This is a genomic window from Rhodanobacter sp. OK091, from assembly GCF_900142825.1.
Lineage (GTDB): Bacteria > Pseudomonadota > Gammaproteobacteria > Xanthomonadales > Rhodanobacteraceae > Rhodanobacter.
On record NZ_FRCH01000001.1, the window covers coordinates 1,552,577 to 1,565,208 of the forward strand.

Annotated in this window: 10 protein-coding genes; 7 read left to right on the top strand and 3 right to left on the bottom strand. The window is 64.9% G+C overall.

Annotated elements, in window-relative coordinates; all coding sequences use genetic code 11:
- Positions 1-65 precede the first annotated feature (65 nt).
- From BUA26_RS07165 to BUA26_RS07180, 4 genes are read left to right on the top strand one after another with little or no spacing between them, the layout of a single operon-like run.
- Positions 66-1,082, top strand: coding sequence for an NAD-dependent epimerase/dehydratase family protein (locus BUA26_RS07165; RefSeq protein WP_072759098.1), 1,017 nt, complete (start codon positions 66-68; stop codon positions 1,080-1,082).
- Positions 1,048-2,439 carry a glycosyltransferase family 2 protein gene (locus tag BUA26_RS07170; protein ID WP_072759100.1) on the top strand — a complete coding sequence of 464 codons (1,392 nt, stop codon included), beginning with the start codon at positions 1,048-1,050 and terminating at the stop codon, positions 2,437-2,439. The genes BUA26_RS07165 and BUA26_RS07170 overlap by 35 nt, the downstream gene beginning before the upstream one ends.
- A complete protein-coding gene (locus tag BUA26_RS07175) occupies positions 2,436-3,845 on the top strand; it encodes a tetratricopeptide repeat protein (protein ID WP_083572895.1) in 1,410 nt (469 codons plus the stop codon). Before BUA26_RS07170 ends, BUA26_RS07175 begins: the two co-directional genes overlap by 4 nt.
- 24 nt (positions 3,846-3,869) lie before the next feature.
- Positions 3,870-5,831: an acyltransferase family protein gene (locus BUA26_RS07180; protein WP_072759102.1), complete on the top strand. Its 1,962-nt coding sequence runs from the start codon at positions 3,870-3,872 to the stop codon at positions 5,829-5,831.
- Between the two features lie 13 nt (positions 5,832-5,844).
- Here BUA26_RS07180 and BUA26_RS07185 read toward each other — a convergent pair whose 3' ends face one another.
- Positions 5,845-6,885, bottom strand: a complete 1,041-nt coding sequence (locus BUA26_RS07185; RefSeq protein ID WP_072759104.1) for a LysR family transcriptional regulator — start codon at positions 6,883-6,885, stop codon at positions 5,845-5,847.
- A 122-nt stretch (positions 6,886-7,007) separates the two neighbouring features.
- Between BUA26_RS07185 and aceB the strand changes: the two genes are divergently transcribed.
- Both aceB and aceA read left to right on the top strand, forming a co-directional pair.
- Positions 7,008-8,621, top strand: coding sequence for a malate synthase A (gene aceB, locus BUA26_RS07190; protein WP_072759106.1), 1,614 nt, complete (start codon positions 7,008-7,010; stop codon positions 8,619-8,621).
- Between the two features lie 46 nt (positions 8,622-8,667).
- Complete coding sequence (aceA, locus tag BUA26_RS07195) at positions 8,668-9,963, top strand: isocitrate lyase (RefSeq protein ID WP_072759108.1); 1,296 nt, start codon at positions 8,668-8,670, stop codon at positions 9,961-9,963.
- Between the two features lie 103 nt (positions 9,964-10,066).
- On the opposite strand, the gene BUA26_RS07200 is transcribed toward aceA, so the two are convergent.
- Both BUA26_RS07200 and BUA26_RS07205 read right to left on the bottom strand, forming a co-directional pair.
- A complete protein-coding gene (locus BUA26_RS07200) occupies positions 10,067-11,566 on the bottom strand; it encodes a YifB family Mg chelatase-like AAA ATPase (RefSeq protein WP_072759110.1) in 1,500 nt (499 codons plus the stop codon).
- 152 nt (positions 11,567-11,718) lie between these two features.
- Positions 11,719-11,976 (bottom strand): accessory factor UbiK family protein, encoded by a 258-nt coding sequence (locus BUA26_RS07205; RefSeq protein ID WP_072759112.1) that lies wholly within the window; start codon positions 11,974-11,976, stop codon positions 11,719-11,721.
- A 199-nt stretch (positions 11,977-12,175) separates the two neighbouring features.
- Between BUA26_RS07205 and glnK the strand changes: the two genes are divergently transcribed.
- Complete coding sequence (glnK, locus tag BUA26_RS07210; protein ID WP_072759114.1) at positions 12,176-12,514, top strand: P-II family nitrogen regulator; 339 nt, start codon at positions 12,176-12,178, stop codon at positions 12,512-12,514.
- The last annotated feature ends 118 nt before the right edge of the window (positions 12,515-12,632 follow it).

Sequence of the window (12,632 nt, forward strand, 5' to 3'; positions counted from 1 at the left end):
GATTGATCTCACATTTATGATCAAAACATCGATCGTGTTCCGGAACTCACAGGGGAAATTTCGACATGCACGTTCTGATCACTGGCGGAGCCGGTTTCATCGGCTCCCATCTCGTGTCGCTGCATCTTGCCCGGGGGGACAAGGTCCACGTTGTGGATGATCTGTCGACCGGCTCGCGCTCCAATCTGGCGCCCTTCGAGTCAAACCCGTCTTTCCGCTTCGACGAGGCGGACGTGCTGACCTGGCCACTGCTGCAACAGGCTGCGTCCTGGGCGGACCGCATCTACCATCTGGCCGCCGTCGTCGGTGTGTATCGTGTGATCGCCGAGCCGACGCGGGTGCTAGCCACCAATATTGCAGCCTGTGAGCGACTGTTCCGCACCGTCGCTGCCGGCGGCTGGCTGCCGCAAGTGATCGTTGCCTCCAGCTCCGAGGTCTACGGCCACCAGCACGAGGATATCCTGACCGAGACACTGGATCTGAGCGTGTCCACTCGTGTCGGCACACGCTGGAACTATTCGGTCAGCAAGATCGCGGACGAAGCGCTGGCACTGTCCTATGCGCAGAAATTCGGCATCCCGGTACTGGTCGCGCGCTTCTTCAACACCATCGGACCGCGTCAGGTCGGCCGCTACGGCATGGTCGTGCCGCGCTTCGTGGACCAGGCGGTGCGGGGCGAGCCGATCACCGTTTACGGCGACGGCGAACAGACCCGCTCGTTTTGCGATGTGCGTGACAACGTGGTCGCCATGGATATGCTCGCCTCGCGCGAGAACCAGGATGCGCTGGTCGCAAACATCGGCAACGACCGCGAAATCAGCATGAACGACCTGGCCAAGCTTGTCTGCGAGCGTGCCGGTAGCGACTCGAAAATCTGCCATGTGCCTTACTTGAAGGCCTACGGCGAGGATTTCGAGGACATCAAGCGGCGAAGGCCTTCGCTGGAACGCCTGCGCACGCTCACGGACTTCAAGCATCGCTACACGCTGGAAGACACCCTCGACGAACTCATCCTCGCACGCCGAACCGCCTTGGCAGGGACTGAACATGGCCACCGCACCCTGGTTTGTCATCAGTCCTAACGCGCTGCTCAGCGTTATCGGATTGCTGCGCGGTCCTGACCGGACCGTACCCACACCCACCCACGACTGGCGCACAGCCGTGGTGGACGTGGTCATTCCGGCCTATCGCGAGGCGGAGAACATCACCCACTGCCTCGTCTCCGTGGCGCGGCAGACGCTCAAGCCGCGCAACATCATCGTGGTCGACGACGGCAGTACCGACGCCACAGCGAGCTGCGCCGAGCAAGTAGCGCAGCGGCTGGGGCTCGATGTCCAGGTGATCCGGCGCCAGTCGTCGATCGGCAAAACACCCACGATCAAGCGGCAGGCGCGCGAGTTCGACGCGGACGTGGAGTTCATCCTCGACGGCGACACCTTCCTGGAGTCGCCCGACTACATCGCCCGCTGCGTCGAGGAACTCTACAAGGGCGCCGGTATCGCCTCGGTCTGCGGCCGCGTGCTGCCGATGCGCCTGGTGGATCGCCGCAACCTGGCGGAGACGCCGGAGTACGGCACCGTGCTGGCCGGCGCGCCGTTCGTCGACCCCAAGGCCTCGCGCAGCCGACTGCAGCTGATGTGGTGGGGCCTTACCAACATGTATCGCGATTGCCTGTATCGCTTCCTGCAAGGCTTCGTGTTCCACGGCCAGGTGGTCTTCTTCGGCGGCATCACCAACCCGGTGGGTTGCGCGGTGGCTTACCGTCGCGAATACGTCAAGGACTTGTTCGATCGCTACGAGCCGCAGTTCGGCGACAACCTGACCAACTCCGAAGACATCTTCATCGGCTTCGCCCTGATCAATCAGGGCTACCGCAACGCCCAACTGCTGGACGTGACGGCGCGCTCGGAGGAGCCGCTGGCCACGCAATTGCCGCGCCAGGTCTCGCTGTGGTCGTCTTCGTTCCTGCAGAGTTGCTACTACTTCGATGCGCTGGTCCGCAGCCCGTTCAAGGCGTTCTCACGCCTGCGCCGGCGCCGAGAGGAGCAGCACGGCGACTACGGACAGCACATCAAGGAAATGCGCAAGGTCCAGGAGCAGTACCGGCAAGCCTTCGGCGAGGAAGTCACGAAACGTTATGGGCGCCCGCTAGGCTGGATCATCTTCATGTCGGCGATCGAGAAGATCGGCTTTCCCACAGCCCTGATCGTGATGGCCTTGCTGCGCTGGTGGGAGCCTCTGCTGATTACCTTGCTGGCGGAATCGGCGCTGTCGCTGATCGTGCTCACCGTGATCTCCCGCGGCGAGCGCTGGAAGGTGCTGGGCAAGGGCCTGCTGGTGACGCCGCTGCGCTACTTCCTGATGCTGACCGAGATCCGCACGATCGGCCAGTTCGCCATCGACCTCTGGATTACGGGGAACCGCAAATGGCGCAAATGAAATCACTGGCCTGGCTGGTCGGCGCGCTGCTGGCGGCACCAGCCGGCGTGTGGGCACAGACCCCCGCTATGCAGGCCCTGGATGCGCAGGCCCGGACGCTGATGTGGACCGGCCACGCCGATGCCGCCACGCGGACGATGCGCGAGTATGTCGCTCAGCACCCGGCTGATCAGGCTGCCGTGCTCGATCTGGCGCGCTACTTGACCTGGAGCGGCGACTACGCCGGAGCCAAGAGCGTGCTGGACACCCACCCGGACGCTGCCCGCAGCAGTGAGGGCCAGGTCGTGCTCGCGTCGGTGCTGGCCTGGGGCGGCTGGGTCCGCACGGCGCAGCAGGTCAATGCGGCGCCGCTGGCCGCCAACCCGAACGGCCTGCTGCCCAACTACGCTCAAGCTATCGCCTTGCGGCAGTCGGCGCGACCGCGCGAAGCGCTGCCCTACGTCGCGGCGGTCAAGCGCGCCAGGCCGGACGGCAAGGACGCGCGCGACCTTGAGCGTGCGGTTCGCATCCACACCGATTCTTTCGTTGCGCTGGACTATCAGCACGGCTCCGACTCGGACGACCTGGAGCGCTCACAACCCACGCTGCGCGCAGAGCTTGCGCAAGGCGAGGCGCTGCGTTGGACGGCCGAGTTCGGCCGCTGGGACTACCGAGCCCCGCTGAGCAGCCCGTTCGCCAGCATCACCGGCGCCCGTTCGCTCACCGAGGACCGCGGGCTGGTCGGGCTACGCTACGCCCCGTCGCTGTACACCACGCTCAGCGCGGCCGTCGGCCGCTCTTCGATCGACGGTGCTGGTGGCACCACCTTGTGGCGGCTTGGCGTGGATCAACGTTTCAGCGATACGTTCCGTGCCGACCTGATGGCCGACCATGATCGCGTCGCCGCCTCGCCGCGCTCGCTCTCGCTGGGGCTGGACCGCACCAGTGTCACCGGCCACGCGCAGTGGACACCGGACTTCAACTGGACCGGCGACCTGTGGCTGCGTCGCGATCATTTCAGCGACAGCAACGACAGCACGGACTTGAACGCCGCGCTGCGTCGCGCGGTCGTGCGCCAGCCCGGCATCATGCTCGACCTCGGCGCCAGCGCGGAGCACCTGTCGTTCGATCACAACCCTGGCCACGGCTACTACGCGCCGGACAACTACCGGCGCTATGCGCTGACCGCAAACCTCTATGTGGGGCTCAGCGAAAACGCCGGACTTTCGGTGCAGGCGGGCCTGGGCCGGCAACGCGACGAGACCTTCACCGCATGGCGCCGCGCCAACGACATCAGCGCATCGCTGGTGGTCGGCATCTTCTCGCCGTGGCAGCTGAGCGTGAACGCCGGATACAGCGAACGGGTGCTCAACACGGGTGCGTACGAGGGACGCAGCTGGGGCATCACGCTGACTCGCCGTTTCTGAGGCGCCTGCGCGCGACGGGCAGGCATGGACGCTGGCAAACAGCCGTTGCGCACCGACATCCAGGCCTTGCGCGGGGTGGCGGTGCTGCTGGTAATCCTGCAGCACGCCCGCGCCGGCTTCATCGGCGCCGGCTGGCTGGGCGTCGACATCTTCTTCGTGATTTCCGGTTTCCTGATCACGGGGATGCTGGCCAAGGACATCGGCCGCGGCCAGTTCCGCTTCTCCACGTTCTATTTCCGCCGCGCCAAGCGCCTGCTACCGGCCGCCTATGTCACGTTTGCGGTGACCGCGGCAGCCTCATTCCTCGTGCTCGATGCCAGTGAGTGGCGGGATTTCACGCGACAGCTCGCCGGCGCGCTCAGCTTCACCGCCAATTTCGTGCTGCTGCAGCAGACCGGCTACTTCGCGGGCGCCGCAGCGCTCAAGCCGTTGCTGCACGTGTGGTCGCTAGCTGTCGAGGAGCAGTACTACCTGCTGATGCCCGCGGCGCTGCTGCTGGTGCCGCGACGCTGGTGGTTCGCCGGCAGTCTGGTAGTGCTGGCGGCCAGCTTCGCGCTGTGCGTTGCGCTGACCTACTCTCGACCCGATGCGGCGTTCTACCTGCTGCCTACGCGTGCCTGGGAACTGGCGATCGGCTCGTTCGCGGCGCTGATCGGCGCGCGAGGCCAGCGGCTAAAGACGTGGATTGCGCGGCTGTTCCTGCCGGCGCTCGCGGCTTTGTTCGTGGTCCCGATCTGGCCGCTGCCCACGCCCAACTTCGCCAATATCGCGATCGTCTGCGTGGCGACGCTGGTGGTGATCTTGCGCCGACACGACGAACTGCAGGACCGGCCGATCCCGAACGCGTTGGCCACGGTGGGTGACGCCTCGTACTCGCTATACCTGGTGCACTGGCCGATCTTCGCACTGATCAACAACGTCTATGCCGGCGACCCTTCCTTCGGCTCGCCTGGTCCGGCAGTACTGGCAGGCGCGGTCGCACTGGCGCTACTACTGGGCTTCGCCCTGTACCGCGGTATCGAACTGCCGGTGCGCCGGCTCGAACTGCGTTCGCCATGGCGCTGGACGCTGGCCACACTCGCCGCATCACTGTGCCTGGCCCTGGTGCCCTTCACCATCGCCGCGCGGACCAGTACCCGCGAGGCGAGCGGACCGGCCATCGACTATGCATGGTTGCGCCGCGACAACGTCGGCTTCGACCCGATCTGCGAGGGCTATCAACACCTCGAGTACACCATGCGCTGCAGTAACGCGGCCCATCCGACCACCATGGTTTGGGGCGATTCCTTCGCCATGCATCTGGTGCCGGGGCTGGCGGCGACGATGCCTGGCGGCGTATTGCAGGCCACCAAGAGTGCTTGCGGTCCGCTGCCGGGGCTGGCCCAGATCTATGGGAGATACACCCGCGAATTCGCCGAGCGTTGCCTGACCTTCAATGGCTCGGTGATCACGTACCTCGCGGCGCATCCTGAGATCCGTATCGTGGTGATGTCCAGCCCGTTCTACGAGTACTTCGACCCGGCCCGGCGCGTGCTGCACAGAGTCGACGGGCAGGTGAAGGTGGAGCAACCGGATGCCGGACTCACCCTGGACACGATGGTCGCCACGATCGCCAAGATCCGGGCGCTGGGGCGGCGCGTGGTCATCGTCGCACCGCCGCCGAGTACCGGCTTCGACTACACCCATTGCCTGGAACGCAAGGCGCGCAGCCGCAAACTGTTGGGCGGGTTCATCGACTGCGATATCCCACTGGCGCAATACCATGCCAGCAAACGCGAGGTGCTGGCCTTCCTGCAACAGGTTCGCACACGGGCCGACGTAGAGGTGGTGTCCTTCGACGCGTTCCTGTGCGACGCCAAGAAGTGCCGGACCGAACTGGATGGCACCTTTCTGTACCGCGACGAGGGACATTTGTCGTACGACGGCTCGATCGTGCTCGCCCGGGCGATGCACCTGGATGTGTTGATCGCCGCGACGGCACGCTAGGCACGGCCTCCGCTCAGCGCGCCGAATGGCCCGACTCGTCGTAGTCGCGATGGGTCAGCAGGCCGGGGCGAATCAGGTCGATGAAGGCGCGCGCCTCGGCGCTGAGGAACTTGCCCTTGCGCATGACCACCCCGTAGCTGCGCTGCGGGAAGAACTGTTTCATGTTGCGCACGGCCAGGCGGCCATGGTCGGCCGCGGTAATGCAGATGCCGGTGACGATCGAGATGCCCATGCCCATCGCCACGTACTCCTTGATCACGTCCCAGCCGCCGACTTCGATCGCCACGTGGTACGGCACCTGGCGCTGCTGGAATACCAGGTCGACCAGCCGATAGGTGGACAGGCGCTGCGGCGGCAGGATCAGCCCGTACGGCGACAAGTCCTCCAGCCTGATCTTTTCCTTCGCCGCCAGCGGATGATCTGGCGGCATGATCAGCATCGGGTCGTAGTGATGCACCGGCGCCCAGGCGATGTCGTTCGGCACATCCAGCATCGAGCCGACGGCGAAGTCGGCCTCGTCCGCACGCAGCAAGGCCATGCCGTCCTTGCCGGTGACATTGGCCAGTTGCAGCTGCACCGCAGGAAACAGCTCGCGATAGCGACGCACCAGCTCGGGCAACAGGTACTGGATGGTCGAAGCACCGGCGGCGATCGTCAGCCGGCCGCCTTGCAGGCCCGTCACCCTGGCCTGGAAATCGCGATCCAGCGTGTCCCAGCCCTCGACCAGCGGCCGCGCCAGTTCGTACAGCGCCTCACCGGCATCGGTGAGGTTGATGCGGCGGCGCTTGCGCTCGAGCAGGCTCACGCCGAGTTCCCGCTCCAGCGCCTGCAACTGCAGGCTGATGGTGGGCTGCGACAGGAACAGCGCCTCGGCGGCACGGGTCAGCGTGCCCAGTTTCACCACGCTGACAAAGGCGCGCAGCTGCTTATGGCGGTTGCCCTTGTAGTAGTAGCGGCCACCGCTTTCCGTGGCTGGCTTACCGCCGGCGCGTTCTTTTGCTGCGCCGCGTCGTATTTTTTTTGGCTTGTTCAGCGGGCCCGCCGGCTTTTTCATGGCCAATTTTCAATATGTTGGAGTATGTATTGCCTATGCTCATAGTAGCGATTGAAACATTCACTTTGTCAAATACATGATTCGTGACTAGCTTCGAGCCATCCACGACACGGAGCGAGCTCATGGCAGTACCGCAGGAACGACTCGATATCGGCGCTGTTGAAATCCATGCCGACCACACCGGCTACGAAAGCATTCTGAGCCCCGCGGCACTGGGCTTTCTGACCCAGTTGCACCGTCGCTTCGACGCCACTCGGCGGCGCCTGCTGCGAGCTCGGCACGAGCGCCAGGCGAACTACGATGCGGGCGGTCTGCCGGATTTTCGCGCCGACACGCTGGCGATCCGTGAGTCGGACTGGACCGTGGCGCCGATCCCGGCCGCGCTGCAGGACCGCCGCGTCGAGATCACCGGCCCGGTCGAACGCAAGATGATCATCAATGCGCTGAACTCCGGCGCGAAGGTGTTCATGGCCGACTTCGAGGATTCTTCGGCACCCACCTTCGCCAACCAGCTCGACGGCCAGATCAACCTGCGCGATGCGGTGAACGGCACGATCGAGTACCGCTCGCCCGAAGGCAAAAGCTATCGCCTCAACGACAAGCCGGCGGTGCTGGTGGTGCGTCCGCGCGGCTGGCATCTGGACGACAAGCACTTCCATGTGGACGGCGAACCGATGGCCGGTGCGCTGGTCGACTTCGGCCTGTTCGTGTTGCACAACGCCCGCGCCCTGCACAACCGCCAGCGCGGCCCGTACTTCTATCTGCCCAAGCTCGAAGCGATGGAAGAAGCCGCGCTGTGGGACGAGGTGATGGCCGCCGCTGAGGATGAGCTGCAGCTGCCGGTGGGCACGATGAAGGCCACCGTGCTGATCGAGACGCTGCCGGCGGCGTTCCAGATGCACGAAATTCTGCACGCACTGCGCCGCCGTGTGGTCGGACTCAACTGCGGCCGCTGGGATTACATCTTTTCCTATTTGAAAACCCTGAGAGGTCATCGCGACCGGCTGCTGCCGGAGCGCGGTCAGGTGCAGATGACCGCGCCGTTCCTGAAAGCCTATTCGGAGCTGCTGATCCAGACCTGCCATCACCGTGGCGCGTTCGCGATGGGCGGCATGGCCGCGCAGATTCCGATCAAGGGCGATGACGCCGCCAACGAAGCCGCGCTGGCCAAGGTGCGTGCCGACAAGCTGCGCGAAGTGCGTGCCGGCCACGACGGCACCTGGGTCGCGCATCCCGCCCTGGTACCCATCGCGCAGGAAATTTTCGACCAGTACATGCCGGGACCGAACCAGCTCGGCGTGTTGCGCGAGGACGTCGAGGTGACTCGCGACCAATTGCTCGCCGCGCCGAGCGGCACGATCAGCCGCGCCGGCTTCGACAACAACGTCGAGGTCTGCCTGCGCTATACCGCCGCGTGGCTGGACGGTCTTGGATGCGTACCCATCCATCATCTGATGGAGGACGCCGCTACCGCCGAAATCGCCCGCGCGCAGCTGTGGCAGTGGCTGCACCACGCCGATGCGCCGAGCGGGAGCGTTCTCGAGTTTTCCGATCATGCACCGATCGACTTCGCCTTGTTCGACCACGCGGTGGCGACGCACACCCATCGTCTGCGCGACAGCCAGCACCCTGGCGCCGCCCGCGCCGACGCTGCCGCCACCCTGCTCACGGCGATGACCCACGCCGAGCAGCTTGGCGACTTCCTCACCCTGCCCGCCTACGACCAGCTCGCCTGATACCACTCGATCCCGAGTTATCGACTTTCGCTTACGGAGTCACGCCATGAAAACCACCTTGCCCAGCGCCGAACAGATCACCCTGGACTGGAACAACAATCCCCGCTGGACCGGCGTCCAACGCAACTACTCGGCGGAGGACGTGGTGCGCCTGCGCGGCACTGTCGCTGTCGAGCACTCGCTGGCCCGCCGCGGCGCCGAGCGGTTGTGGAAGTCGCTGCACAAGGAAGACTTCGTCAACGCGCTCGGCGCACTCACCGGCAACCAGGCGATGCAACAGGTGAAGGCCGGCCTGCAGGCGGTCTATCTGAGCGGCTGGCAGGTCGCCGCCGATGCCAACGTGGCCGGCGAGATGTACCCCGACCAGTCGTTGTACCCGGCCAACTCGGTGCCGCTGGTGGTCAAGCGCATCAACAACACCTTGCTGCGTGCCGATCAGTTGAACCACGCCGAAGGCAAGGACGACACCGACTGGCTGGTGCCGATCGTAGCCGATGCCGAGGCCGGTTTCGGCGGCGTGCTGAACGCGTTCGAGCTGATGAAGGCGATGATCGAGGCTGGCGCCGCCGGCGTGCACTTCGAGGACCAGCTGGCCTCGGTCAAGAAGTGCGGTCACATGGGCGGCAAGGTGTTGGTGCCGACCCGCGAGGCGGTGGACAAATTGAACGCCGCGCGTCTGGCGGCCGACGTTGCCGGTGTGCCGACCCTGCTGGTCGCACGCACCGATGCCGATGCCGCCGATCTGCTCACCTCCGATATCGACGACAACGACAAGCCGTTCATCACCGGCGAGCGCACCGTCGAGGGTTTCTACCGTGTCCGTCCGGGCCTGGACCAGGCGATCAGCCGCGGTCTCGCCTACGCGCCCTACGCCGACCTGATCTGGTGCGAGACCAGCAAGCCGAACCTGGAGGACGCGCGCAAGTTCGCCGAGGCGATCCACGCGAAGTTTCCGTGCAAGCTGCTGGCCTACAACTGCTCGCCCAGCTTCAACTGGAAGAAGAATCTGGACGACGCCACCATCGCCCAGTTCCAGAAGGAGCTGGGCGCGATGGGCTACAAGTTCCAGTTCATCACGCTGGCCGGCTTCCACAGCCTCAACTACGGCATGTTCGATCTGGCGCACGGCTATGCGCGCCGCCAGATGACTGCCTTCGTGGAGCTGCAGGAAAAGGAATTCGCGGCCGCCGAGCGTGGCTTCACCGCGGTGAAGCATCAGCGTGAGGTCGGCACCGGTTACTTCGATGCCGTGACCCAGGCGATCCAGCAAGGCCAGTCCTCGACCACGGCGCTGACCGGCTCGACCGAGGAAGCCCAGTTCGCCCGCCACGCCGCCGCGTGAGGCGAGAAACGAGTGGGGAGGAGTGAGAAGAAACGAGAGCAAGCGCCGCCAAGCCGCAATCCGCACTTCTCTCGTCACTCACTCCTCTTCACTCACTCCTGTTTCAAAACCGGCGGTATTGCAGCGCTTCGGCCAAATGCTCGCGCTCCAGCAAGGCCGCGCCACCATCGAGGTCGGCGATCGTACGCGCGACCCGCAATATGCGGTGATACGCACGCGCAGACAAACCCAACCGCTCCAGCGCAGCTTCGAACCAACGCCGTTCGGCCGAGCCCAGGGCGCAATCACGTTCCAGTTCGCGCGTGCTGATTTCCGCGTTCGGCCGGCCAGCTCGCATCAACGAATGCCGGCGTGCCTCGAGCACGCGTGCACGCACCGTGGCCGAATCCTCATCTCGTCCGCTGCGCGGCGAGCCCAGATCGGCCAGCGGCACCTGGGGCACTTCCACACAAAGATCGATGCGATCGAGCAGCGGCCCGGAAATGCGCGAGCGGTAACGCTGGATCTGATCCGGCGTGCATTGGCAACGCTGACTGGGATCGCCGGCGTAACCGCACGGGCACGGATTCATCGCCGCCACCAGCTGGAACTGCGCAGGGAACGTCGACTGCCGCGCCGCCCGCGAGATCATGATGTGGCCAGATTCCATCGGCTCGCGCAGTACTTCCAGCACGTGCCGGCTGAACTCCGGCAACTCGTCCAGGAACAGCACGCCGTTATGTGCCAGCGAGATCTCGCCCGGACGCGGATACGAACCACCACCCACCAACGCCACCGCCGACGCGGTGTGGTGCGGCGAGCGGAATGGCCGCCGTCGCCAGCGCGCCAGATCGGTGGTCTGCCCAGCCACCGACCAGACGGCGCAGGTTTCCAGTGCCTCCGACTCGGACAGCGGCGGCAGAATACCCGGCAGACGTTCGGCCAGCATGGTCTTGCCGGTGCCCGGCGGCCCTATCAGCAACAGATGGTGGCCGCCTACGGCGGTGATCTCCAACGCACGGCGCGCCTGCAGCTGGCCACGTACATCGCTCAGGTCGGGACCGTCCTCGGCGCCGCCATTGCTGGGAATGCCCACCGGGGTGGACAGCTCATGCGCGCCGCGCAGCCAGCCGCATACCTCGGCCAGCGTATCGGCAACCCGGACATCCACATCGGGTACCAGCGCAGCTTCGGCGGCATTTTCGCGCGGTACAACCACGCGTCGGCCGCGCGCTCGCGCGCGCAGCAGCGCCGGCAGCACACCGGAGACGCGGCGCAGGATGCCGGTCAGGGCCAGTTCGCCGAGAAATTCGCAGTCGTCCAGTTTCTCGCGCGGCACCTGACCACTGGCGGCGAGAATACCCAGCGCGATCGGCAAATCGAATCGACCACCATCCTTGGGCAGCTCGGCCGGCGCCAGATTCACGGTGACGCGGCGGTTGGGATATTCAAAAGCGGTGTTCTGGATCGCCACACGCACGCGATCGCGCGCCTCGCGCACCGCCGCCTCGGGCAGGCCGACGATATTGGTGGCGGGCAGACCGCCGGACAGATGCACTTCGACCATCACCTGCGGTGCGGCGATCCCTTCCTGGGCGCGACTGAGGGTGACGGCAAGACTCATGCGGCCGCTGGCCGATGGCGCACGGGAAAGGAGTCGCTGATATGCACGGACATCGAGCGACTCCACCTGCAGTGCTGATAAATAACCGCCCCCGATCGTTTCTCGGGGTGAGGGTGACAGATCGGGGGCGGCTCCCGGGAGGTTGGTTGTTGCTAGCCCCCGCGTGAAGCTACGGCGGCCTCGAGTTCGGCCACACGCCTTTCCAATTCGTCGACCTTGGCGCGGGTGCGCGCCAGTACCTGTGTCTGGACTTCGAATTCTTCGCGGGTGACCAGATCGAGGCGGCGCAATCCCTGCGCCAAAACGTCCTGGAAATTGGCTCGCAAATCCTGTTGCGCCTGTGCCAATCCTGGCGGTACCAACGACACAAGTCGCAGGGCAATCTGATCGATATCCTGCCTATCCATCATGGATAGCGCCTCAAGCTCGTCGGCATGAAGTTTAGGTGAATGAAAATCACGGCCGCCATCGGTACGCTCCGTCAAAAGTTGTAAGGATTGTCCTACACAGCTGCCGCTCAGGCGACAACACTGCGTCAGGCAGGCAGAATGCAGTTTCTATCGTGTCGATATCCGTCGATTCAAGATCCGTCGATTCAAGGAAAAGCCCATGAAGCTGGTCGTGGCGGTCATCAAGCCATTCAAGCTGGACGATGTGCGCGAAGCGCTGGCCGAGGTTGGCGTACAGGGCGTGACGGTGACCGAAGTGAAAGGCTTCGGCCGCCAGAAAGGCCACACCGAGCTGTACCGGGGGGCCGAATACGTCGTCGATTTCCTGCCCAAGATCAAGCTGGAGGTGGCGATTGCCGACGATCAGCTCGATCGCGTGGTCGAAGCCATCCAGCACTCCGCGCGCACCGGCAAGATCGGCGACGGCAAGATTTTCGTCAGCACACTGGAACAGGTGATACGCATCCGTACCGGCGAACTGGATCACGACGCGCTTTGAGCCACCGGGGATCCTCGCAGGATCCGCCGTATTCCGGCTGCCACCAAAAAAAGTGCATCCCCGCCAAGCCCGCGCCGCTGCTTGCGGCGTACGACTTATCCCCCGACTTACACACAAA